The sequence below is a fragment of the Lyngbya sp. CCAP 1446/10 genome, assembly GCF_026130175.1.
Lineage (GTDB): Bacteria > Cyanobacteriota > Cyanobacteriia > Cyanobacteriales > Microcoleaceae > Microcoleus.
In genome coordinates, this window is record NZ_JAIGNI010000005.1 from 79,917 (window position 1) to 103,700 (window position 23,784).

General features: G+C 46.3%; 19 protein-coding genes. 13 read left to right on the forward strand and 6 right to left on the reverse strand.

Going from position 1 to position 23,784, the window contains the following annotated elements:
- Positions 1-428: 428 nt before the first annotated feature.
- Positions 429-1,718 carry a chemotaxis protein gene (locus K4039_RS03895; protein ID WP_265233819.1) on the reverse strand — a complete coding sequence of 430 codons (1,290 nt, stop codon included), beginning with the start codon at positions 1,716-1,718 and terminating at the stop codon, positions 429-431.
- Positions 1,719-1,969: 251 nt separating this feature from the next.
- Here K4039_RS03895 and K4039_RS03900 point away from each other — a divergent pair, with 251 nt between their 5' ends.
- The 5 genes from K4039_RS03900 to mrdA all read left to right on the forward strand — a co-directional run bounded on the left by K4039_RS03900 (position 1,970) and on the right by mrdA (position 7,932).
- Positions 1,970-4,513: an ATP-binding protein gene (locus tag K4039_RS03900; RefSeq protein WP_375339781.1), complete on the forward strand. Its 2,544-nt coding sequence runs from the start codon at positions 1,970-1,972 to the stop codon at positions 4,511-4,513.
- Positions 4,514-4,693, forward strand: coding sequence for a hypothetical protein (locus K4039_RS03905; protein WP_265233821.1), 180 nt, complete (start codon positions 4,514-4,516; stop codon positions 4,691-4,693).
- A gap of 24 nt (positions 4,694-4,717) precedes the next feature.
- Positions 4,718-5,083 carry a four helix bundle protein gene (locus K4039_RS03910; RefSeq protein WP_265233822.1) on the forward strand — a complete coding sequence of 122 codons (366 nt, stop codon included), beginning with the start codon at positions 4,718-4,720 and terminating at the stop codon, positions 5,081-5,083.
- Positions 5,084-5,192: 109 nt separating this feature from the next.
- Positions 5,193-5,867, forward strand: coding sequence for an N-acetylmannosamine-6-phosphate 2-epimerase (locus tag K4039_RS03915; protein ID WP_265233823.1), 675 nt, complete (start codon positions 5,193-5,195; stop codon positions 5,865-5,867).
- 250 nt (positions 5,868-6,117) lie between these two features.
- The gene (mrdA, locus tag K4039_RS03920; RefSeq protein WP_265233824.1) at positions 6,118-7,932 is read left to right on the forward strand and encodes a penicillin-binding protein 2; all 1,815 of its coding nucleotides are present in this window, start codon (positions 6,118-6,120) and stop codon (positions 7,930-7,932) included.
- An 82-nt stretch (positions 7,933-8,014) separates the two neighbouring features.
- Here the strand turns inward: mrdA and K4039_RS03925 are convergent, their stop codons facing one another.
- Together K4039_RS03925 and K4039_RS03930 are read right to left on the reverse strand one after the other, a co-directional pair.
- Positions 8,015-8,797, reverse strand: coding sequence for a Uma2 family endonuclease (locus K4039_RS03925; RefSeq protein ID WP_265233825.1), 783 nt, complete (start codon positions 8,795-8,797; stop codon positions 8,015-8,017).
- Between the two features lie 182 nt (positions 8,798-8,979).
- Positions 8,980-10,017: a hypothetical protein gene (locus tag K4039_RS03930; protein WP_265233826.1), complete on the reverse strand. Its 1,038-nt coding sequence runs from the start codon at positions 10,015-10,017 to the stop codon at positions 8,980-8,982.
- Positions 10,018-10,119: 102 nt separating this feature from the next.
- Between K4039_RS03930 and K4039_RS03935 the strand changes: the two genes are divergently transcribed.
- Both K4039_RS03935 and K4039_RS03940 read left to right on the forward strand, forming a co-directional pair.
- Positions 10,120-11,055, forward strand: a complete 936-nt coding sequence (locus K4039_RS03935) for a metallophosphoesterase (RefSeq protein ID WP_265233827.1) — start codon at positions 10,120-10,122, stop codon at positions 11,053-11,055.
- 27 nt (positions 11,056-11,082) lie between these two features.
- Complete coding sequence (locus K4039_RS03940) at positions 11,083-11,565, forward strand: PD-(D/E)XK nuclease superfamily protein (RefSeq protein ID WP_265233828.1); 483 nt, start codon at positions 11,083-11,085, stop codon at positions 11,563-11,565.
- A gap of 386 nt (positions 11,566-11,951) precedes the next feature.
- On the opposite strand, the gene K4039_RS03945 is transcribed toward K4039_RS03940, so the two are convergent.
- Positions 11,952-12,857 carry a DNA adenine methylase gene (locus K4039_RS03945; RefSeq protein WP_265233830.1) on the reverse strand — a complete coding sequence of 302 codons (906 nt, stop codon included), beginning with the start codon at positions 12,855-12,857 and terminating at the stop codon, positions 11,952-11,954.
- 281 nt (positions 12,858-13,138) lie between these two features.
- Between K4039_RS03945 and K4039_RS03950 the strand changes: the two genes are divergently transcribed.
- The 4 genes from K4039_RS03950 (at position 13,139) to K4039_RS03965 (ending at position 14,991) form a co-directional block, all read left to right on the forward strand.
- A complete protein-coding gene (locus K4039_RS03950) occupies positions 13,139-13,342 on the forward strand; it encodes a DUF751 family protein (protein ID WP_265233831.1) in 204 nt (67 codons plus the stop codon).
- A 126-nt stretch (positions 13,343-13,468) separates the two neighbouring features.
- Positions 13,469-13,666 (forward strand): hypothetical protein, encoded by a 198-nt coding sequence (locus K4039_RS03955; RefSeq protein ID WP_265233832.1) that lies wholly within the window; start codon positions 13,469-13,471, stop codon positions 13,664-13,666.
- 83 nt (positions 13,667-13,749) lie between these two features.
- On the forward strand, positions 13,750-14,142 hold the full coding sequence (locus tag K4039_RS03960; protein WP_265233833.1) for a PadR family transcriptional regulator: 393 nt from the start codon (positions 13,750-13,752) through the stop codon (positions 14,140-14,142).
- Positions 14,143-14,454: 312 nt separating this feature from the next.
- Positions 14,455-14,991: a cofactor assembly of complex C subunit B gene (locus K4039_RS03965; RefSeq protein ID WP_265233834.1), complete on the forward strand. Its 537-nt coding sequence runs from the start codon at positions 14,455-14,457 to the stop codon at positions 14,989-14,991.
- 453 nt (positions 14,992-15,444) lie between these two features.
- Here the strand turns inward: K4039_RS03965 and K4039_RS03970 are convergent, their stop codons facing one another.
- On the reverse strand, positions 15,445-15,768 hold the full coding sequence (locus K4039_RS03970) for a DUF3155 domain-containing protein (RefSeq protein ID WP_265233835.1): 324 nt from the start codon (positions 15,766-15,768) through the stop codon (positions 15,445-15,447).
- Positions 15,769-16,393: 625 nt separating this feature from the next.
- On the opposite strand from K4039_RS03970, the gene K4039_RS03975 reads away from it, so the two are divergent.
- Positions 16,394-17,764 (forward strand): GAF domain-containing sensor histidine kinase, encoded by a 1,371-nt coding sequence (locus K4039_RS03975; RefSeq protein WP_265233836.1) that lies wholly within the window; start codon positions 16,394-16,396, stop codon positions 17,762-17,764.
- Between the two features lie 231 nt (positions 17,765-17,995).
- Positions 17,996-18,688 carry a hypothetical protein gene (locus tag K4039_RS03980; RefSeq protein WP_265233837.1) on the forward strand — a complete coding sequence of 231 codons (693 nt, stop codon included), beginning with the start codon at positions 17,996-17,998 and terminating at the stop codon, positions 18,686-18,688.
- Positions 18,689-18,902: 214 nt separating this feature from the next.
- On the opposite strand, the gene K4039_RS03985 is transcribed toward K4039_RS03980, so the two are convergent.
- Positions 18,903-23,744 carry a CHAT domain-containing protein gene (locus tag K4039_RS03985; RefSeq protein WP_265233838.1) on the reverse strand — a complete coding sequence of 1,614 codons (4,842 nt, stop codon included), beginning with the start codon at positions 23,742-23,744 and terminating at the stop codon, positions 18,903-18,905.
- Positions 23,745-23,784 lie beyond the last annotated feature (40 nt).

Sequence of the window (23,784 nt, forward strand, 5' to 3'; positions counted from 1 at the left end):
ATTTCTTGTGATTTAAATAGCCTTTTCTGAGTTTAGTTTGTCTGCCCCCGTTTGAAACAGTATTTATAAAATCTTAAATTTGTTGCTTTTTGTTGTTATTTTTTCATGCCAAGCATCAAGAATATCATGAAGTTATTGATTACTTAAATACGAGCTTTATCCCTTTCTCTTGCGACCACAACTCAAGCCTTCTTCCTTATCCTATATATAGCGGTTCTCAAAAAAGTGAGGAGAGCCTCATGCCCTATGCCCTATGCCCTATGCCCTATGCCCTATGCCCTATGCCCTATCCCCTATCCCCTATGCCCTATGCCCTATGCCCTATGCCCTATGCCCTATGCCCTATGCCCTATCCTGTTCGCGTACCTCATCTTTTTGAGAAAGGCTATATACATAGCGAAAATTTCCATCAGATGAGCGCTGGAATTTTAGGGCTTTTTCGACTTCAGCGCCTGCTGAATTTTTTGGATCAGATATTGCGATGAATCTTGCTGCTTCACGATCTCTTCCAACTCAGAAGCCACGACTTCGGCGTGTTCTATCTCCTTAACTAAAGAATGAGCGGTAACAGTTTGTCTGACTTCCAAAGGTTCTGTGATAGCGGTCAGTGAATTGAAATTTCTTTCCGCTATTAATTCCTCCAACTCTAACAAAGCCATTTCCGCGCGATCGATCTTGATCGTCACGGATTTAGCCACATTAGCACCCGCTCTTGCTGCCTCCGTGAGTTCGTGAACGCGAAGTTTAAACCGACTGGCAATTTGCTCCATTTGAGTCCCCAATTCAAAAGTTTTACTTGCCAGTCTGCCAATTTCCAGACTCACTTGGCTCAGACCGCTTGGCTGATTTCCCATTTGATTGGTAACTACAGCCACCTGTACCGCTAAATGCCTGACTTGTTCGATCGCCTCCCGGATGGTTCGGGAAGTGCGGTTAACCGTTTCTAAATCATTAGCTATGGCTTTGCCAACGCCCAAAATTTTCTCTGTATTGTTGCAAATAGAATTAGCACCTTGAAAAGTAGCTTGAAATGCTTGGCGACCTTCCGAGGAAATCAGCTTCGCAATCCTGACAAATCGCTGATTCATTTGAGCAATTTCTTCGGCTTGTTTAACCAGTGTCACTTGCTGGGGACTGGCAGTATTCTGCAATTTTTGGGCTTCTTGACGTTGTTGGGCTTTTAACAGCTCGTTGCATTGATGAAATTTTGCCTGTTCTTGTTGAATAATTGCCAGATATTTCTGTCTTTCTAGTCGGTATTTTTGAATAAGTTTGTTAGTTTGAGCTAAAATTTTAGACTGGAAAATCACCAGAGTATGAACGTCCAAAAGGCGGAAACTATGGTTGTGCATTACCACAATAATTGGTTCATAAATCAAATCTTTAGGCCTGTTGAGAGATGCTTGCACGGCATCATCAACTTTCCAGTTTTCCTCCATCAATAAAGGCGGAATTCTTATGAAATCTAACAAGGCTCGAATCGGGTGCTTTCCGTAAATTTCTACGCGATTGGGGAGACTCATTTGCTCTCGAAATTTGACGCGAGAAATCATGCCCAATACCTGTGATTCGTGAGTAATAATCACTCCCGGCAGGTCTGGTTCTTGCTCGAATCTTTGGGCCACTACCTGTCCTGGAGTTGCAGCACTCACTTGGAAGTGGTGACACGGCAGATGTCCGATCGTGAAATCGGGGGTGAGTTGAGTTGGATTGCTCATTTACCCGGATAGTGTTAAGTAGAAGTTAACAAATTATATATTAATATTATACTGGATTAAGATAGTTTAAAGTGATAACAACTATAACGAAAAATCAGATATCTGGCTCCTGAGCCTGAAGAGAGCCTGCCTTCTGACTACTTTCATCTCAAGTCTCTTGGAGTGGTCGCGCCTGCTGTCCCCCCTGGTTCTGTCCCCAAAACATGAGCCTTGATATTTTTTTCTTTAAAACAACCGGGAAAATACCTAGATTGAAACCAAAAACCTTAAATCGGACTTTGCCACTAGCAACCTTTGAGGCTGCTTACCAGTTGTTACAGCAAATGGCTGAACTCCCAGGGGCGATTTGGCTGGCCGATGAGGCGATCGCGAATTCTGACAATCGGGAAAACTCGTCCCAAAGGTTTGCAGCAGTGGTATCCGATCGGTTTAGCGCGCTGTTGCGGGGCGAGGTATTAGATGAGTTGGCAACAAACGGACGCCAACACAGCGGGAAAAATCTCAATTCCCAATTAAATGTGGAGTTGACTTTCGATCCAGGGGCGATCGCCAATTTCCTCTCTCCCCTCGCAGACAAACTCGCAGAAATAACGCCCCCACCGCAAAGACAAATTGACATTCACGCCCTCAAACAAGCAATTAAAAATCTCCAGCCAAACTCGGCATTTATGCAAAGCGAATTCACCCTAAATTTGCTGGACATTCTCGCTACCGATGCCAGCAAAAACAGTCACCCGCCGCTACATACGCAAACAGAAATAGAGGGGGATTTCGCGCTCAAACTGATAGCTCCAGAAACGCTACATATCCAGATTTCCGAAACCGCTAATCACGTACAAATTCCCAGTTCCTGTATTTCATTTTGTCAGCCCGTGGAAGATGCTTTGCAGCAGCAACTCCAACAAGAGCGACTTTTAAATCAGGTGACAACTCAAATCCGCCAGAGTTTGGAATTGCCTGTAATTTTGTCAAAAGCAGTTTCGAGAGTGCGAGAGTTTTTGGATGTCGATCGCCTGTTAATTTATCAATTTGAAAAAGTGCCAGCGCCGCATAATGGCGAATTAGGTAAAGAAATACCTACGGCGGTTTCTGGCGAAGTCAAAGAAAATTCCGGTTCTTACTTGTATTTAGGTCGCGTTACCTACGAAGCTTTAGCCAGCGATGCTATCTCGTCGGTACTGAATTTTAGTGAAAGCGCGCAATGTTTCCTCGATGGAGTCATCGACAGAGAGAAATATCGCAAAGGTTTAGCTTTGTGCGTCACTGATGTGGAAAAAACTTACTTTTCGCAGCCTTGTTTTTTAGAGTTGATGCGAGGGGCGAAGGTGCGGGCGAAGTTGCTAGTGCCGATCGTAGTTCAAGACGAATTGTGGGGGCTACTAATTGCCCACCAGTGTAGTGTGTGCGAGTGGGAAGAAAGCAAAAAAACATTTTTGCGGCAAATAGCAGAACATTTGGCGATCGCCATTTACCAAGCCGAACTTTATGCAGAAGTCCAGCAGCAAAAGTGTACCTCAGAACAGCGCGTCATAGAGCGAACCCAAGAACTGCGCGATGCACTGGCCGCCGCCCAGTCTGCTAGCCTCGCCAAGAGCGAATTTTTGGCAGCTATGAGCCACGAATTGCGCACTCCCCTCACCTGCGTCATCGGCATTTCCGACACGCTGCTGCGGTGGTCTTACGGCAAAGTTGGCGCGAAAGAAGTGCCGATACAAAAACAGCGCCAGTACCTGCAAACTATCCGGGACAGCGGTGACCACTTATTAGAATTAATTAACGATATTTTAGATTTATCGCAAGTAGAAGCGGGAAAAGGTGTATTAAAACTTAGTGAATTTTCAATTTCTAAATTAGCTTCTCAGAGCCTGCACGCCCTCAAAGAAAAAGCTCTAGCTAAAGGCGTGGAACTCGTGCAAGAACAGCGGATCAAACAAGAATGCGATCGCTTCACCGCAGACCCGCGCCGTTTGAGACAAATCCTCTTCAATCTTTTAGGAAATGCGATTAAATTTACTCCCGAAGGCGGGCGAGTCATCCTGCGAGTTTGGATAACAGAAGATAAAAATCGAACGCCGGCAGTGCGGCAGCCCGGTACTGCACCAGCAGGTAGCACCGCAGTGTTTCAAATCAAAGATACCGGCATTGGAATACCAGAAAATCAGCGATCGCTCTTGTTTCAAAAATTTCAGCAGTTAGATTCTCCCTACCGCCGCGAATACGGTGGCACAGGTTTGGGATTAGCATTAACTAAACAGTTAGTAGAACTTCATGGCGGCGCGATCGAAGTCAACTCTACAGTTGATGTCGGCTCAACTTTTACTGTTTTCATACCCATCCAAACTAAAAGCAAAGATGAATCCACAAAATTCAAATATGAAAAATCGAATTCATCTTTACCGCTGCATTCTTCCTCCTTGCGGGGCAGCCTCGTCCTCGTCGAAGAAGATGAAGAAACTGCCATGCTGATTTGCGATATCCTGACAGCAGCAGGACTGCAAGTAGTGTGGATGATTGAAGGTTCGGCGGCTGTGGAACAAATTGAACTTTTGCAGCCGAATGCTGTGATTGTCAATATGCGTTTACCTGGGATGAATGGCTGCGAAATAATTCAGCAACTGCGCCAAAAACCCGCTACTAAAAATATCAAAATTTTGGCTTTAAGTGCTCAGGAAATTCCCGCCGATCAGATATCTTTCGTGACAGCGGGAGCTAACGATTGTTTGGCTAAACCGATTCACCCCCAGCAATTGCTTGACAAAATTCTTTCTTTGATGGCCGGGATTGGTAATGGATAATTGGGCGAAGCGAAGCGGAGGGATGGGGCATGGGGAATTGGGCATGGGGAATTGGGCATCGGGCATCGGGCATCGGGCATCGGGCATTGGCATGGGGAATTAGGCATGGGGCATCGGGCGAAGCGAAGCGGAGGGATGGGGAATTGGGCATCGGGCGAAGCGGAGGGATGGGGCATTTAATATAATTGAGTTTTTGAGGTAATTATGGGAAGACCTGATTTTGAGGAATTAGAGGTTTATAAGTTGGCGGAAAGTTTGGCGAATCAGATTTGGGACATTGTTAAAAAATGGGATTATTTCACAAAAGATACGATGGGCAAACAGATCGTTCGGTCTGCTGATAGTGTCTGTGCTAATATTGCTGAAGGAAGAGGTCGTTATAATGACCAAGATAATCGGCGTTTTGTAAAAATTGCGAGAGGCTCTTTGTACGAAACCGTAAACTGGTTAAGATTAGCGTATGCTAGACAACTTATCACAAGCGAAGAAGTAAGCAAATTTAAACCAATTGTCGATAAATTACTACCAAAACTTAACGCTTATTTGAGTTCAATAGGGCACAGGGAATAAATTACAAAAAGCCCGATGCCCCAATGCCCGATGCCCGATGCCCGATGCCCCATGCCCCATCCCTCCGCTTCGCTTCGCCCAATGCCCAATTATCAATCCCCAATTACCCATGATTAATTGTCAAATTCCTACAGGATTAATTGTTTCTTGTCAAGCACCTGCTGACTCGCCCCTACACGATCCGAGCGTGATTGCGGCAATGGCTCGCACCGCTGTGAATCGAGGAGCGGCGGGTGTGCGGATTGACACTCCGGCTCACATTATGGCGGTGCGAAAACAGGTATCGGCTCCCATAATTGGCATTTGGAAGCAGCAATTGCCGGGATGCGAGATTTACATTACTCCTCGCTTTGAAGACGCGCGGGCGATCGCACTTGCAGGAGCTGATATCATCGCCATTGACGCGACTCTGCGAAATCGTCCTGCTGGCGAAGACTTAAAAACGTTAATCGATCGCATTCACAACGAATTAGGGAAATTAGTCATGGCGGATGTAGATACCATAGAAGCTGCGATCGTGGCTGCCGAAGCTGGTGCAGATACTGTCGGAACTACTCTTTTTGGCTACACTCCCCAAACTGAAAGTTTTTCGCCGCCCGGATTTGATTTGCTGGCCCAAATGCTAGAAAAGCTTGAGGTTCCCGTTATCTGCGAAGGCGGGATTTCTGCGCCGGAAATGGCTAAAAAAGCATTGGATTTAGGAGCGGCGGCTGTAGTTGTCGGCGCAGATATTACTGGAATTGATATTAAGGTGACAGCCTATACGTCACTGATTGGGAAGTAAGAAGGCAGAAGGCAGAAAGCAGGAGAAATATTTGGCTGGGGATTTAAATCGCTTCTCGGCTGAATTTTTATAAAAAATTCATATTTAAGATCTAGATGAATTGAACTATCTGGCTGATTTGTCTGCCAATCGGCAGAATTTATCTATGTCACTAAACAGTGACAATTTATAGTGGCTGCATCCTCCGCCAAATAATCCGGATGGGAATCAGATATGGCTGTTAATTGCATAAAAGAGCAGATTAATTCATATGGCTAGCGATTTTTCTTTTAACTCTAAAGTCCGATTAAACAAAAATACCTCGGACAATCCTGGACAGCAACGCGGTCGATCGTTCCAAGTGATGATTTTTATGCTCATCGTCACTACCTTGGTAGCGATGCCGATCTTTCGTCTAGCCGAATTGCAACTGGTACAAGGAGACTACAACCGACAGCGGGCGGAAAATAACCGCATTCGCCCTGTGTCAGTCGCAGCCACTCGCGGTCAAATTGTAGACCGCACCGGCCAAGTTTTTGCAGCCAACCGCGTATCTCGATCGGTCTATTTGTGGCCAAAAGAGCGATCGACCAAAGACTGGCAAGAAGTCGCCGCTACACTAGGCCCGATCGTCAAAGTGCCTGCGACCGAAATTATCAAAAAAATCGATGGAGCGGGCTACAAATCAGCCCTACCAGTGCGAATTAGTAAGGATATCGATGTCGGTACTTTCGTCGCTTTGGGAGAACAAGCTAATACTTTGCGGGGAGTTGAAATTCGTGCAGAATCGAGCCGAGACAATCCCAACCAGGAATTAGCAGCTCACCTTTTGGGATACGTCGGCGAAGCTAGCTTAGATCAATTAAAAGCTAATCCTACATATCCGATGGGCATGATCGTCGGTCAAATGGGAGTTGAAAAATTAGTTAATCCAACTTTAGAAGGCGTTTGGGGAAACCGTTTGATCGAGGTGAATGCTAAGGGCGAGGAAATCCAAGACTTAGGTGTAAAAGAGCCTATTCCCGGCAAACCCGTGCAGCTAACTTTAGATTTAGATATGCAAAAAACTGCGGAAAAAGCTTTGGGAAATCGCCTCGGTGCTGTTGTCGCAATCGACGTAAAAACTGGAGCGCTTTTAACAATGGGTAGTTGGCCGACATTTGACCCCAATATTTTCACCCGCAAGGTGACGCAAAAAGAATGGGATCGACTCCAAGGGCCAGACAAACCATTTTTAAATCGGGCAGTTCAAGGCTATCCAGTCGGCAGCACTTTTAAGATTGTAACTTCTGTAGCCGGGATGGAATCGGGCAAGTTTTCTCCTGACTCGACTTTAGTATCATCTTCTTCAATTAATATCGGCGGTATATCTTTCAACGAACACGGCGCCGGTTACGGTGTCATCGGTTTCCGCGATGCTTTAGCCTACAGCAGCAATACATTTTTCTATCAAGTAGGCATGGCAGCCGGGCCGGAAGAAATGGCGAAATGGGCCAAAAAAATGGGCATTGGCGGTACTATTAATTTAGAGCTTTTGGGGTTGGACGCCGCCAATCACGGTCAAGTTCCGATACCAGCAGAGAAACAAAAAATGTATGGGGAAGATTGGTACGTTGGCGATACAGTAACAATGGCGATCGGTCAGGGTTTGGTACTTTGCACTCCCCTAGAATTGGCAGTCATGGTGTCAAATATTGCCAACGGTGGTTGGCGAGTGCAGCCGCATTTGTTGGCTTCTCAAACCAATACACCGATCACTCAAAAAATCAAAACTGGTATTAAACCGGCTACTTTAAATGTGATTAAACAAGGATTGATTGACGTGGTGAAAAAAGGTACAGGCCGGGCGATGAATGACGGTACTATTCCTTTGAGTGCTGGTAAGACTGGGACTGTGGAAATGCCCGGACATCCTGACAATTCGATGTATGTAGGTTTTGCTCCCGCTGACAAACCGGAAATTGCGATCGCAGTTATTGTCGAAGGCGGCGGATTTGGTGCTGTATCAGCGGCACCAATTGCTCACGAGGTATTTAGAACCTATTTTCAAAAGCAGGGTTTTAAACCTACGAATAAGCCTTTCTAGTCATGAGTTAATTGTTGACTGTTGACTGTTCATATTTGGTTGTATATGGTGCGCGATGCGCACCTTTTTGCTGTCAGTGCGATCAAAAGTTTTCCGCTACCAATTGTCTCACTTCCAAGGTCGATAAATTCATCATTTGCGCCACCTGTTCCAGATTCATTCCAGAATTTAAAAGTTGAGTTAAGAGCGATCGCAAAGCTGACTCCGCCGCCAGCCGTGCTTGCTCCGATTGTTGAAAGGCTGACTCCGCCGCCAGCCGTGCTTGCTGTTCTTCCTTGTGAGTCTTCAAAAACTCACCAGTTTCAGGAACTCTAAACCTCAATTCTCCTGAAATTAGATGCAATTCCAGTCCCAGAACCTCACTGAACAACCACAGCGTATCGAAAGCAATATTGTTAGCTGGAATCGGCTCATACTGATTGTTTACTAAACGTACTCCCTGTAAAATTGGATTCAGATAATCTCCCGAAGGATCGTACTGAAAATATTCCCTCACTCCCAAAGCTCGATAAATTTCCGGTTTAGTTTCTTGGTCTTTCGTCTGAGTTGTTGCCGAAGTAATCTCTAACACAAAATCTGGAGTAATTCCCCCTTCTTCCCAAACTTTATAATTATCTCTTTTCCGTTTTACTACTCCAAACACCACATAAAAATCTGGCGCCACCACCGCCTGGTTGTTCCCTTCTTCATAATAGATGAAAGAATTCGCTGACACGTAAACATCAGAACGCCCTTGAAAGTAAAGGTTCGCAGCTTCTACAGTATAAGTCATGTAATCGCGCGTGATATCGCTTTCAGCCATCGGCTCTCCGTCGCTGCTGGGATATTTAATTTCTACTTGTTCGACTTGAGTTAAAATTGTCATTTTTCAATTTTCCTCAATTTTAATTAATTTAATCTTCGGTAAATCAGCCTTTTCAGGTTCGTAGTAAGGACTTCAGTCCTCTCTCATTTGATGAGGACTTCAGTCTTCACTACAAGCCTACAAAATTAGATTTTGCGTCCTGGAATTTTCTGCTAATGTGACTATTGGCAGATACAGAAAATTTAAACTTTATTAATTCCTCTTTCTAAAATAATCATTTCCGAGCCAACAACCGGACTTCTAGCTATTAACTTTCCTTGCAGATTCGCAATTTGTAACTTGCTGAAATCGAGCGAGTTAGCTTCTTTCCACATTTGATTCGCAAGCTGATTTTGCTCTACTTCGCTGAGTTTGTACCAATCTTCAGCGACTTTGACAGTCAAAAGCCCGATCGAGAAATCAGCTTGAACAGACTTAACTAAACCGCCGCCCAGGCGATTCGTAATGTCAGCAACTTGAGTTTGAATCGCAGCAATCAGAGACTGTTCCGGCGTCAGGGGTGGCGGGATGATTTCTACCGATTGCGGTTTTTCTGGTGCTACTAAATCGGGCAACTTGCTTTTGAATTTAGCGGATGTTGGCTGAGAATTTGCGATCGCATCTGACGAGTTCGGCGTTTTCGGCACCACAAAATCGCCAAACGTTGACGGCGACTGCTGCGCTGCCGGAAAAGGCACTTTTGCTACTCTCTCCGACGGTTTTGCCGAGAAACTGTTGAGAGTTAAACCGACTGCAACGATTAGAATTGCGGCTAATCCGGCGTTTAAAATTGGATCTGACAGCTTAGCATTCGCAGATGCCGGCAAGAGCGATCGCACTAAACGCACAATACTTTGCCAAAGTACAACGACTTTCTCTAAAAAACCGTCGCCTGCGGGTTTTGATACAGACTTTTTATCGAATTTTACAGCAACTTCTGGCGGGGGAACGCTGTTTACTTGGGCAGCAACAGCCGGAGGAGTTACTGTTACTGAGTTAGAAGCGGTGGGTGCGATCGGCTTTTGGGCCTGCAACGGAGGTTCTGCTGTTAAATTTTTCCCCTTTTTTCTCAAATTCCCAATCGAGACAATCAAAGCTTTGATTTTCTGATTTGTGGAAACAGCGCTGCTGGCATTTTGAGCTTGGCTGCGAGTCGCGGCCGACTTTTTCGGCGACTCAACCTCCGGTTTTGGAGATTGAGACGGTTCTGGAGTTGGTTGATTTAGTGGTTTTTCTGACATTTTCTCTGCCTTGGGGCGGTGCAAATATATCTAAACACGATAAATTTTAGTTGAGCCATCCCAGCCTTAATTTATCATTTCATTAGTTGTAACTGAATCAAAATGAGCATCAAACGCCGTCACTTTCTATTTTTAGGCAGTCTCAGCAGCTTAGGTTTTGCCGGAGTCTCGAAAATGCTTCAGCTTCGGACTTCCTGGGGTACAGACGCCAATGCTGCTGAGCCTTCTAATCTTGAGGCGCAAAGGGCGATCGTCCAATTGCCAGCCTCACCGCCTATTTTACGCTTTATTTCGGTTGCCGACACCGGTACCGGAGCCAAAGGTCAGTATGCTGTGGCTGAGGCGATGACCCAATATCACGGGGAAAATCCTTTTAATATTGCTGTTCTCGCCGGCGACAATATCTACAATAACGGCGAAATTGAACAAATTAATGCTGTTTTCGAGAAGCCTTATCAGCCATTATTGCAGCAAGGCGTAAAATTTTATGCTTGTCTGGGAAATCACGATATCCGCACTGCTAACGGCGACCCGCAAGTTAAATATGCAGGTTTTAATATGCAAGGTCGCTACTACACTTTCCGGCGCGATCCGGTACAGTTTTTTGCATTAGATACTAATGATAATGCTGATTGGAAAAATCAGCTTATTTGGCTGGAAAAAGAGTTGAGTCAGAGCATCGCACCTTGGAAAGTTGTGTTCGGTCACCACCAGATTTATTCCTCTGGCATCTACGGATTGAATCAACCTTTTATTAAGACTTTGACGCCTTTGTTTCAAAAGTACGGCGTGCAGCTTTATATCAACGGACACGAGCATAGTTACGAACGCACTCGCTCGATTAAGGGTACGACTTATTTGATTTGCGGTGCGGGCGGGGGCACTCGTCCGGTGGGGCGTTCTGAGTGGACGGAGTTTTCTGCTAGTCGGCTGAGTTTTGCGACGTTTGATGTCTATGCAGACCGGATGTTTGTCAGTTCTATCGGTACTGACAAGCGGGTTTTTGACCGGGGAGTGATTGAAGTGCGATCGGCTTAATTCACATTATATTCAGGAGCCAACAAAATGAATAGGGGTTGTAGAGCCAATAAAACTGGTTTTGTTTTAGAAGCAACTGTAGAAGGTACGTTGAGAGGTCACGGATATCTCGAAATATGTCCCCAGTTGCCGAAAAAGCGCAAGCGAGATTGGCTCTTGCTCTCTACGGCAAATCCCAAGCGATATGCTAAACAGGTTTATATCGGTTCTAGCATTTACGAAACTGAAATAAATGTCGATTTTTATATTGTTGATGCCGCTTCGTTTCCTCTGGGTCTAATTGTTGAGTGCAAGTGGCAAGAAGATAAAGGTTCGGTTGATGAAAAGTATCCTTATCTCAATTTAAACATTAAAAGTTGCTATCGAGTCCCGACTATTGTAATCGTGGGCGGTGACGGTATGAGGCAAGGTTCGATCGACTGGTTCAAAAAACAAATTCCCGACAATCAAAATCTGTTGGGAGTTCACAAGCTCGAAGCTTTCATGACTTGGGCTAACAAACATCTCTAATCAGGCATTACCGATCGCGATCGCCCTTTTTACCTTCCCTACAGTTGCATTTTTTGAGGAAACTGCTATTATCTACCCTAACGCAGCATTCAAATATTTTTATTTTATTGAATTTAAAAAAAATCCCCCTTTTTTTTGGGTTGAGGGGTTGACTGCGGCAGTTTTTGGAGGTATAATCTAATAATGGGAATACTGACAAGAATAAAATTTAAGTTACCACTTCTATTATCTAAATAATACCCCAAAAGTCCAGAGAAGTCAATAGGTAATAATTCCTTTTTTTTAGCCGATTTTTTAACCCAGTTTCTACATTTTTTTTGTTTGATAACGATAAATATACAAAAAAACCCGGTTTCCGAGGTAACAGGCTGCCGTACAAAATATATTTAGCCAGAGAGTTGGCAAAGAGTTTTTCTTGAAACTGAACTTATTAACAATTCCTTGACTGGGCCGCGCTTGCAACTCTTAGAGTTAATTCCCCTGGATGCTGATATTTCAATTAGTTTGGGGAACTGCTCTCTTGGAAAAGCTTGAGGAGCGCTGTAGATTTCTTTAATGAAATCGCAGTTAGAATTAGACAGCATAACTTTGACACCACGCTCGGCAAGTTCTCCAAAAACATCTCTTAGTTTAAGTTGTTCGGATTCTTTAAAATTATCTCGGCTGTAAGCAGTGAAGTTACTTGTGGCACTGATCGGATGGTAAGGTGGATCAAAATAAACAAAGTCTTCGCTGCTTGTAGCAAAATCCAAAATTCGATCGAATTTTCTCACTTCAATTTGAGCGGGCGCGATTAGAGATGAGACCGATCGCAATAAATCTGCTTGACAAATGTTAGGATTTTTGTATCTGCCCATCGGAACATTAAATTGACCTTTGGAGTTTTCTCTGTAGAGGCCGTTGTAACAAGTTTTATTTAGGTAGATCAGCCGTGCTGCTTTTTCTGTATCTGTGTTGTAGGAGCGCGATCGCACGGAGTAATAATATTCTTTATTGTCCTTGCTGTGTTCTGAGGCGTGCTCTAACAAAAGCTCAATCAGATCCTCCACTTGATCCCTGACACAGCGATAAGCATTAATCAACTCAGGATTAATATCTGTTAACACAGCTTGCAAAAAAGGGTGCTGCTGTGCTAAGTAAAAAAATACAGCTCCGCCGCCCAAAAAAGGCTCGTAGTAAGTGGTGAACTTTTCAGGAAAACTAGGTTGATATTGTCCAATCAACCTAGTTTTGCCTCCAGCCCATTTCAGAAAGGGACGTGGCAAGATGGAAGAAGGTGCGGAAGCAGACATTTATCTATAAATAACGGCCCTATCATATTTATCACAACTACAACTGAATACAAATACTTCTCAAGTTCTCACGCCCCGTTAGGGTTCCGGGATTGAACAGACTGCGACCCGATCGCTCTTGGAAAAGTTTTCGTTAGAATTATATATGTTAGCATCGCCCTTGAAGAATGCCCGATCGCCCGATCGGGAGATTTAGCTCCGGCTGTGCCAAAATTGTCTAAATCGCTCACAAGTGTTACCAGTCAAAGATCGAGCTGTAACACTTTACCCCACCTGTGCTCATGCAAGATTTCATTAATAACATCTCTCGCTACCCTCGTTTTTTGATTACTGTCTGTCTCGGAATCTTCTTTTTCCTGTTCGAGCGACTCAGACCTCTGCTCGATCGACCGGCAACTGCGATCGCCCTGATTACTTCGATTGTAGCGACTTTTGTCTTTCTAACTTTTACACTGCGCGCCATGTTAGGTCTGAGTCCGGTTTAAAGGCAAAATTTCTGCCCCAAAAAACCGGCTTACTCTGACAAACTGTGGCCCACAAACAAGGCAGGCAGAGGGTTTAGGAAAGTTGTCGCTGCTGAGTTTTAGTTGAAACACTAACCCCCGAAATCAGTGCAACTCTTCCGTGCGATCGCACACGCCGGCAATAGTTGCTGCGATAGATTGGAAGAGGAAGAAAGTTACCCTAGTTATGTGAGCGCTCCTCAACCTTGGCGCAAGCAAACATTACCGCAGTGCAGCACAAGCGTTTCTGACTATCAACACAACAGGGGAAATACTGCATCTCTGTTTCCCCGATTTCCGACTTAATCCTTAGGAAGCGGCACACCCCGCCCCGCTTTCCTCTCCCGTTAACCTGACGGTATCACGAGAGTTTCCAGCGGACAAGACCAATGAAATTTGAACATATCTATCAATTTTTTCAAGACCCCCCTCCTGTTTATCTAAACAAGGAGCTAGCAGTGTGCTACATCCTCTCGGTGTTATTGCGCGGAGATTCCTACGGTACAGAACTCATCGGACAACTAGAGCGGGAATTCCCCATCTACCGACTTTCTGATACCGTCCTCTACAGCGCTCTGAAATTCCTGGAAGATGAAGCCGTAATCACCGGTTACTGGAAAAAAGTAGAAGGACGCGGCCGCCCCCGCCGGATGTATCAAATCCTCCCGGAGTGGCGGCACCAAGCTCAAGACCTGGCTCGTCTGTGGCACGAGTACATCGGTCAGGGAAACAGCGCATCTGGCCGTCGCCCCCGCGCCTTAGAAACTGGTCACACGGGTTAGCCGGCGTTGGAATCGGATGCCTAAACCCTTGAAATGCTGGCGCTACTAGCAAAGCGAATTGTCGGATTGCCTTCGCTTTGCCAGCCTCGCCGCATAGCGATTAGAGCTACACTACGTCAGGACTTACGCAGGGTCAATTAAGAATTTGGTGATGGGGAGATCTCGGAATTTGGTGATGGGGAGAAAAACGCCTTGCTACAAAGCTTTCTGCGAATTTTGTGAAAAAAGTGTCTGCGTAAGTCCTCGATCGCTTTCATCAGTAAACTTATGTAAAGTAATAGTAGATAATTTCACTTACAAAAACTTCTACCGATGGATACTACTGTTCTTTCTTCAACCTTTGTGATGACGCTGCTGCTGGCTGTAGGCTTGTTTTTCTTCATCAAGGCCTCAGTCAAAGATCGCATCGAACAGGTCAAGCTTGCTTCCGAGAGCGCCCAAGAGTCACTGTTAACCCAGCTACAAGAGTATTTTGCTGCTAGGGCTTACCGAGTTGCAGCCGTTGATGCCCCCAACTATAAAGTCACCTTTGAGGGTGTTGTGCGGCCGAGTTGGTTTTTAGCTATCTTTTTAACCCTGTTGAGTGCAGGGGGGGCTCTCTGCTTGGGACTGGTTTTGGGGATGCTAGTACCGCAGCAAGGTCAAATTTTCCTAGGTTTGGTACTGCTGTCGCCGCTGACGGGGATATTTTACTGGAAAAAAGCTGGACGTTCCGAGCAAGTCCTTCTCAAACTCGAATCAGTTGCTGACTCGGAAGGCCCAACTAAAAGCTTTGTTACTGTCAGAGCTCACCGCGATGAACTAGCAACTATGCAAAAAGCTTTAAATTTGAAACCGCTGGAAGATTAAAAGTTTGGCGCGGAACGTTTTTTGATATGCTAGATGGCGTGATTCGACTTCGAGCCGACAAACGGATTGCTGCTTGCAGCTCTCTCGTTGGCCCGAAAGTTCGATCGACTGGCACAGTCAAAGGATTTTAGATTATTAGATTTGAGATTTATTCTACAGATGAATCTGGGAGCTTTAATTTTCGTCTAAAATTTTGGGCAGATCCCTCAGAAGCGTCGGGGCTTGTATCCGTTTTTGGGCAGATTCAAAAAAACCATTATCCTGAGAGTGCCAATTGTGCCGATCGCCCGCTGCGGTGATCTATCCTGTTGCGATGGCTCCTTATACCCTAACTTCCCAAGGATTTTTCGCGTAAATTTCAGTTGGCACTCTCCAGACAATGAGAACTCTGGCGCTTTTGTTAAAAGAGTTAGAAAAACATTGCTGTCAATGTTTTGAGCTCAACATTTTGAGCTATGCGCGACTGGCCGACACCACAGGAATTTTTTCTGCGGTTGCTTCCAGCATCACCTTTAAGCTAGGAAACAAGAAATGGTTCTCTTCTACGTATTGGGCTCCAAATAAACCTTTTTCAGCCCAGAAGTATCTGTCGGTGGTATGCTCGTTACGCTTGACCAACAGTAAAGCTGGGGGAGCAATGCCTTCGGCATGGATGAACTTGCGAGCCGCTGTTACGGGTTTATCTTCGCCGCTCTCGATGCTATATTGAGGCACACACTCTAAAATTCTGCGTCCTTCTTGTCGGCGGCGACTTTTGCGTTTGCGTCTCCTGGCCAATTTCTTTACCTCCTCTGTGAGCAGACAGTGTGAGCAGACAGGTTTTGACATACTCCCCAGCCATAAAAACATGGGGATTCTGGATTCAAACAGCTTTCCTCAAGCACAGCTTGTCTGATATTGCCGAGCATCCTAGGTTGATGCGCCAACCTAAATTTGAGATTTTTTGGATCATAGAGTTGAGACCGAATTTTTAGATCTGGCGACTCAACAATATATGATTAAATCATCAAAGCCGTTCCGAATCGGACGGGGCTTTAGAACCAATTTTTAGGTAATCATAGCTACCAAATCCGAGGCCAGTATATCTCTTCTAGCTCAAAATTTCAACTGTTTTTAATATATCGACATAATCTTAATATTCGTGCCGATCGACAAAAGTGTAGCGGTTGTGCTAATGTGAGCCGCAAGTTCCGGCACCAGCCCAGCTTGAGAATCTGTGGAAACTAGGCAGACGGGGGTTTGAGGCAATTTGTGTTAATGAAAGCCGAATGCTTAGAACCGAGCAGCCTGCCATCAAAGCGCAGACACCAGAAATTTAGAAGTCTCCGATCTGTAATCGGCGACTGAGCAGTTGTAATTTACTGAAAATTCCGTTAAAGATCTTAATGTCGCGCTCATGTTAATGCCAGCCAGTTCAGAATTTGTCAAGCTTTGTCGATCGCAGGTGGCGATCGCCGTCAGTTTGGGCGCGACATTCAGCGCGGTATACCTGACACAAGAGCTGGTATCCGGCAGCGAGGCAAAGTTAGTGCCGATCGCAGTTTACCCAGACACCTCAGTCGAACCAGAAAATCAGGAGTTGAGGCTCGAATCTGCTCCAAGCTCGACAGTGAAACCGATGTCGCGGCGGCTGGCTGCGCCGGCTCAGTCTGTGGAAGCATCAACCGTAGAGGCGATCGCGCCAGAGCCACTTCCAGGTTTTGAAAACAGTTCCAATCAGTGCCAAGGCCCGGAAAATGTCTGGCAGCAACGGAAGCAAATTGTGACGCCTCTGATACACGAGGGATCTGTCATGGGACTCCTGGTCAGCGGTAGGGAAGACAGGGCTTGGAACGAGCGAGAAGAGGCTCAGATGCAACAAATTGCTCGCACCTTGGCGCTTGCCTGTATTTTAGACCAGCGATCGCAGTGGATGCAGCAGGAATTGGGATCTTCTCGGCAAATCCAGGCTCAGGTTTATGACACGATGCACAATTTGCTGCACCAGTTCAAAAGTCCGCTGACAGCGTTGCGAACTTTTGGCAAACTGTTAGCGCGCAGGCTGGTACCAGAAGACAAAAACCGCAATGTGGCTTTTAGTATTGTCCGAGAGAGCGATCGGCTGCAAGAATTGCTCGGCCAGTTCGATCGCACAGTAGACACCGGCGAAGCAAATCTCAGACTCCCATCAGGCACTTCAGAAACAGCAACTTCCAATATGGAATTAATCCAGCATTCTCCTCTGTCGCTGTTACCGGTGGCCAATTTGGACGAATCCTGTTTTGTGGGATTCGTCTTAAAACCACTGTTAATTTCCGCATCTGCGATCGCATCCGAAAGGCATCTGTCATTACTAGCCGACATACCCACGGACTTGCCACCAGTCTGGGCGAATGATCGAGCTTTGCGCGAAGTTTTGAGCAACTTAATTGACAATGCCTTGAAATATACCCCCGCCGGCCGCCAAATTTATATTAAAGTAAGCTACGACGCGAACCACCGCCCCTTACCTGCCATAGCAGTTGCAGTCAGCGACACAGGTTCCGGCATTCCCCCCCAGGATTTAGATCACTTATTTGAGCGGCACTACCGCGGAGAAAAAGCCCAGACAGAAATTCCCGGCACAGGATTGGGTTTGGCTATAGCCCGCGATTTAGTCCGCCAAATGCAAGGAGAAATCCAAGTATTTTCCCCAGTAAATCAGGAATGGCTGCCATCTAGTACAGCTCATTTATATCCAGCAGATCGCGGCACTACATTTGTCGTTTGGCTGCCGGTGAAGAAGGAAGAATGAAGAAGTCTGATGATGGAAGTCGGAAGAAGATCTACACAGCAAGCTTGAGCGCGAACCCTATTTTACGTAAAATCAGGTGGATTTACTTGACATCAGTGTCAAACAAGAATGCAAATCTAAACCCCTCTTCTCAAGCATGATATTCATCAGTTATTGCCAATATAAAATATAAAATATAAAATATAAAATATAAAGAAGTCTAAAAAACTCTATTGTTGGGAGACAACTTTTATGAAGCATCTGCCTTTATCCGAAAAAATTTCCAAGTTTTCAACTTTTTTGCCACTTCTCAAAAAACACTTTTTTACTGTACCATTTTTAGTTATTTTCAACACTCTCACTGTCCTAATTTTGGGCGGGCTGAGCCTATACGCCAAACTCAACAACCAGGGAGATGGAGTTGAACGCCTTTTTAGTGATCCTTTTAATTCTTGGTTCCCTTACGAAGGCCTTTTCACCGGAATTTCCGAAATCCTCTGGTGCATCCCAGTCGCAATTTGTGCATTTACATTCGGAGTGCTGCGTCAAAAAGAGCCGCGCAGTCGATCGGCAATATTCTTATTTTTTAGCGCTGTACTGCTGGGAGTCTTTTTCCTGGATGACAGGTTTCGGATGACGTTGATTCTTTTTCAGTTGGGAATATCTAAGAAATTAATTTATTTGTGTTATGGTAGTGGTGTTTTTTTATACGGAATAAATTTTTGGCGATACATCAAAACCACTCCTTACCTGCCATTAGTCGCCGCATTCCTCTTGTTTGCTATCTCGCGGTTTGAGGACATTATAGACACTCAAAGTCTAGGAGTACACGCCATGTTAGAAGATGGCACTAAGTTATTAGCTCTTCTGAATTTAGCCATGTATTTTTGGCACGTATGTCATCAAGCAATTTGGCAGTATTTGCAGCAGAGGGAAAAACCTTAAGTCAGTTGGCAGTTGACAGTTGGCAGTTGACAGTTGGCAGTTGGCAGTTGACAGTTGGCAGTTGACAGTTGACAGTTGACAGTTGACATTAGTTAGATGGAAAAATCAAGAAATAAGCAAGATAAGCTAATTAGCAATTACCGATTACCGATTACCGATTACCGATTACCGATTACCGATTACCGATTACCAATTACCAATTACCGATTACCGATTACCAAGGATTGCCAATCATGGTGAAGGCGGCCCAATAATAGGGATGGGAAAGGATTCGATCGCCCCGCGCGGCAATTTCTGGAGGCAAAATTAGAGGCAAAGAAAGCCCTTCGACTCGCAGCAGCCCGTCTTGAATCCGCACGCGCCCTCGCAGCATCTCCAATTGCGCTTGCCGCAAAGCCTCGGCTTTAATAGTCACATTGCCCTCGCGTCTGGGGGCCCGCAACTGCCGGTAAAACCCCGTCATCAGCCCCAAAGTTCCCTCATCGCTGACTTCCCACAAACTCGCTAAAGCCGATCGCGCACCGCTAGCTACCGCCAAACCCGCAAACCCCAACTCCGCCTCTGCGTCGCCCAAAGCGGTACTACACGCGCTTAAAACTAAGAGATTCACTGGCGGTTCATTCCATCGCAACTGCCGCATTTCAGTGATTAGTAATTTAGTATCCCACAATTGAATGTAAGAATTGCTTGGTTGCCCAGGCTGGAATTGGCTGTGAGTGGCTAGGTGAATGATGCCAAAAGGTCGATTTGCCCGCTGATCTTGCAAATTTCTGAGCGTAAAATCTTGATTCAAAAATGATTTTCCGCGATCGGGCGGCGCGATCGACTCTAACTCCACCGGTACCGCCGGTAATGGCGCTTTATCTTCAAATACCGATGCGCCCATCGCCAACACTTCGTCGTCAGCAATATTGTCGTAGCGGGTATCCGTCAAACTCAGACTGGGGATCACACTAATGCTGTATTTTTCTATTAAAAATTCTTTGCCGTCGTGAAGGGCAGCAAACGGCAAGCTTCGCAAACCTGCTGCCGGAATTACAATTAAATTTTCAATCTTTAAAGCTGTTAATTCTGGGGCTATTGGCGCAATTAACCACCGATAAAGTTTTTGAGCAGAATCTAAATAACTGATACTATTTCTTCTTCTGGGATTAGTTATTTCGGTTTGCAGGAATTCGGCTAGTTGCAACACCTGCCAGCGCGTTGTTGCTGGAACTAAAATGCGCATCGGTTGAGCATTGGCTGTGACTAATACTAATTCTAAATGCTCCCCGTTAGGAACATCTGAAGTTTCTTTACCAGCAGGTGGCAAACTCTCCCCCAACTTTTTTTCTAAGGGGCTAGGGGGCTGCGATGTGAGGTTTTTGAGTACAGGCAATAGATTAGATAAATCCCGACTTGCTACCAGCACTCCTCCATTTTCTTTGGCGGCGGCTGCATCGGCTCCGCTGACCCAATTCATATAAATAATTGCCGATTTGACGCTGGTAATTTGTTCGTTTTTGCGAAGAATTTCGTAAATTACGGACATATTAGTGATCGGGGTTCTGGTGGCCAATTTTAGATGTTTTTCGTACTCGCGAGTGAATGTTTTTTCAAAGGCTAAAACTTCAGAGCCTGCCGGATCGTATTTGCGAGAAGGAGCGAAATTATCCGGGCTAATTGGGGAATTTTTGTCTCGATTTGGCGATCGCAATTCTACTTGCAAAGATGCAGGAAATGACGGCGCACGAGGAGGAGTTGGTGCGGGAGTTGGTGCGGGAGTTGGTGCGGGAGTTGGTGCGGGAGTTGGTGCGGGAGTTGGTGCGGGAGTTGGTGTGATTATGGAAATCAGATTTGGTAAACTTCCTTGGGTGTAAGTTTGCCCAAATGCAAGACTGGAGAAAATGGTGTTTCCCTCACCAGCATTAATGCTTCCCTTTGTTCCATTGTCGATCGCGCCGCCAACTACAAAGGGTAGATCAATACCGCCTCCGTGCCGAATTGCGATCGCGCCGCTTCCCGCACCTCCGGCAGTAGAAATACTGCTGGAAAGATTCCCGGATATATCATCGTTGAAAACATTGTTCGATCGAAACAAACCGAGAGTTGTCACATCAACGTTGCCACCTGTGCCGCCTTGCTTGCCACCTCTAGCGTCGATCGATCCCAACTGAATGTTACCAGTCGCTCTCAGGGATACATCCCCGCCGTTGCCCTTGGAAGTGCCGCGGGAGTTGAGATCGAGAGCGGCAATTCCGGCTTGCGAGGTGACAGTAATATTGCCGCCGATCGCCCCCGAAGCATTCAAAGCGCCCGCAGTTAAAGAGCCGGCCTTGCTGTTGAGTGCGATCGCGCCACCTGTTCCCCCCGTTACTGATGAGGAGTCGATCGCGCCCGCAACCACAGTATTCCCCTCAACCTGAATGCTTCCGCCGTTGGAGGTAATATTGCGAGTCCGAATCTCGCGAGTTGCTTGCAGATTCACGCTGCCGCCATCCGTTTTGAAATTACCCTCTAACAGGACATTTCCTGCCTTGAGATGGGCTACCAAAGCAGCCGTCGTATCCCCCCGAAGAGTAGCAGAATTTCGCGCGTTTATGGTCAAACTGCGGACTGCAATTGTTGAAGCAGCCGTCACATTAACAGCGTCAGCCGAGAGCAGGCCCAACCTCTGAGTTTGACCGATGGGGCCCCGAAAATTAATATTACCGCCAGCGCGCAGGGTCAAATTATTGGCGCGGCCCAGGATGCTGTCGAGGGTATTGGCAAAAGTGATATTGCCGGTACTGGTGGCTAGGGTGGCGCTGCGATCGACTGTGACGGCACTGTTGAAAGTGATTTTGCCGGCTGTCGCGATCGCACTGAATAGCTCGGTACTGCGGCCGTTGACAATCAAACTAGCTAGGGGTGTAGCTTGACCGACTGTACCGCCGAACCGCACTCGCTGAGCGTCAAGTCTCAGGGCGTGAGATCCGTCTAGGCTGCCGGAAAACAGAATATTGCCCCTAGCTTGAGTGCTGAAAGCTGCATCAGCAATCAGGGACAGGTTGCCTGTAAAAGTGAGATCTGCGCCGGATGTGGCAATGTTCGCGCCGATCGCACTTTGGGGCGCGTCGAGAGTCAAACTAGCGCTGCCGGTGGTTCTCAGGGGATAGTCGATCGCGATCGAGTTGCCTTGAAGTGTTAGCGGGCTGTTGAAGGTAATGGGTGCGACGATCGCGATCGGGCTGCTGTTGGCGCGCCCGATCGCGATCGAGCCGAAACCCCCCGCCAAAGCGCCGAGATCCGTGTACGTCAAGTCCAAAATGCCCAAAATATCGCCGATGCCACCGATCCGAATTGCTCGGCTGTCGTTGGGTTGCAAGCGAATTGTTCCCCCCGCACTGCTGACGGAATTGTTGCCACCCCTGAAGTCAATGCCGTTAGCAGTGAGAGCGATGTTACCACCGTTCGCATTCAGCCGCCCCAGAGAGATGCTGCTGGCGAAAATGTTGATGTTGCCGCCTTGAGTCTCGATTAAATCGTTGGGATCATTGACAAAAAATACTCCGCCTGATCTAAATGTTACGCTGTCTCCGGTTCTCGCTTGCAGTGAAAGTTGGTTATCGGGCAAGTCTTGGACGGTGATCTCGCCGGGGGTGTCTAGAACCACGTTGCTACCCGCCGCCATCTGTTCCAACTGCACTTCTGAGATCGTCGATGTGTCAGATGGTTCTGTTGTCGCTTGGAGTTCTCCGTCGGTCGATCGCGCGCTGGTGTCGTCATTACCGCTGACGATCGCAATATTTGCCGGATCGAGCCACAAACTGCCGATCGCCCCGTTAGTCGCGCGGGTATCGACCTCTCCTTGGAAAGTTAGAGCATTTTTGCCCGAAACTTCGACTGTGCCGCCGTTACCTGCGGCGATGCCCCCGCGAGCAGTAATATTGCCGAAGAAGCGAGTTGTATTGTCTGACCAAATTACTGCTGTGCCGCCGTTGCCGCGGTCGATCGCGTTTGCTGCGATCGTAGAATCAGGACTAACATAAGTCACCTGAGCATTTGGTACTGGTTCCATCCCCTGGAAACCGCCTCCGACGCGCACAACACCTCCGCCGTTAGTCCCGGAAGCATTGATATTGGCGCCGAACAGTCCGACTTTTTCGCCTAAAATATTGACTGCGCCGCCTGTTGGGCCAGAAGGGGCAAATACATTTACAGTACCGGAGACGATCGCACTTCCGGCATTTACCTGCACTTTTTGACCATCAGTCAGTACCAATTGACCTTGGGCGTTGGTTGTTAAACCTGTAGCTGAGGCTACTCCTGGGCCCGTCAGCAACTGAGGTAAAGCAGCCGGGGCGATTGCAGATTTTTCTGACGGCAAAAATGGAGTAATTTCTAAACTCAATAAATTCCCAACTTGACTGATGCGAACTGCATTTTGTCCGGGAACAGCAGCCACTGTAATTTGACCTGCTGGCGCGGATAATTCCCCAGTATTAATAACTGTTCCACCCAGCAAAGTTAAATTTTGACCGCTACCAACTGCTAAGTTTCCAGTATTGACAATTGTCCCGGTTTGTGAATTATTAAAATTAAATTGATTGGGATTTCCGAGCAAGGATTTATAATCATTAATTCCGGCAGAATTGAACCAACCATCGCCGAAACCGATACCTGTAGCAGTTGTGGCGAGAAAAGAACCAGGCACGTTTAATCTAGCATTTTGACCGAAAACAATTCCCGCCGGATTCATTAAGAATAAATTTGAGTTCCCGCCACTGACAGAAATCAGACCGTTAATGACGGAAATATTGCTGCCGGAAATCCGCCCTAAGATATTTTGAATATTTGGATTAGTTAGAAAGTTCCCGATTTGCCCTTCGCTGAGATTAAATTGGCGGAAGCTGTGAAAGAGATTTGCGCCGTTTCCTGACAGTTGTCCGCCACTAATGTTTAAGCGATTTTGCTCCTGATTGACAACAGTATTAGTGCCGTCATTCGCCGGAACTACAGATTGCGATCGCACTGCTAGCGGTAGCAGCCAAAAACCTAATGTCAAAATTAGAACAGAGCGAAAAAAATAAGTCATTAGTCATTAGTCATTAGTCGTCAGTCATTAGTCGTCAGTC

Bases quoted from the DNA above. Each gene is read 5' to 3' on its own strand.
- K4039_RS03960 (WP_265233833.1), top strand. From the start codon at position 13,750: ATGAAATTTGAACATATCTATCAATTTTTTCAAGACCCCCCTCCTGTT.
- K4039_RS03935 (WP_265233827.1), top strand. From the start codon at position 10,120: ATGAGCATCAAACGCCGTCACTTTCTATTTTTAGGCAGTCTCAGCAGC.
- K4039_RS03950 (WP_265233831.1), top strand. From the start codon at position 13,139: ATGCAAGATTTCATTAATAACATCTCTCGCTACCCTCGTTTTTTGATT.
- K4039_RS03925 (WP_265233825.1), bottom strand. From the start codon at position 8,797: ATGACAATTTTAACTCAAGTCGAACAAGTAGAAATTAAATATCCCAGC.
- K4039_RS03975 (WP_265233836.1), top strand. From the start codon at position 16,394: ATGCCAGCCAGTTCAGAATTTGTCAAGCTTTGTCGATCGCAGGTGGCG.
- K4039_RS03910 (WP_265233822.1), top strand. From the start codon at position 4,718: ATGGGAAGACCTGATTTTGAGGAATTAGAGGTTTATAAGTTGGCGGAA.
- K4039_RS03930 (WP_265233826.1), bottom strand. From the start codon at position 10,017: ATGTCAGAAAAACCACTAAATCAACCAACTCCAGAACCGTCTCAATCT.
- K4039_RS03965 (WP_265233834.1), top strand. From the start codon at position 14,455: ATGGATACTACTGTTCTTTCTTCAACCTTTGTGATGACGCTGCTGCTG.
- K4039_RS03895 (WP_265233819.1), bottom strand. From the start codon at position 1,718: ATGAGCAATCCAACTCAACTCACCCCCGATTTCACGATCGGACATCTG.
- K4039_RS03940 (WP_265233828.1), top strand. From the start codon at position 11,083: ATGAATAGGGGTTGTAGAGCCAATAAAACTGGTTTTGTTTTAGAAGCA.
- K4039_RS03915 (WP_265233823.1), top strand. From the start codon at position 5,193: ATGATTAATTGTCAAATTCCTACAGGATTAATTGTTTCTTGTCAAGCA.
- K4039_RS03945 (WP_265233830.1), bottom strand. From the start codon at position 12,857: ATGTCTGCTTCCGCACCTTCTTCCATCTTGCCACGTCCCTTTCTGAAA.
- mrdA (WP_265233824.1), top strand. From the start codon at position 6,118: ATGGCTAGCGATTTTTCTTTTAACTCTAAAGTCCGATTAAACAAAAAT.
- K4039_RS03980 (WP_265233837.1), top strand. From the start codon at position 17,996: ATGAAGCATCTGCCTTTATCCGAAAAAATTTCCAAGTTTTCAACTTTT.
- K4039_RS03985 (WP_265233838.1), bottom strand. From the start codon at position 23,744: ATGACTTATTTTTTTCGCTCTGTTCTAATTTTGACATTAGGTTTTTGG.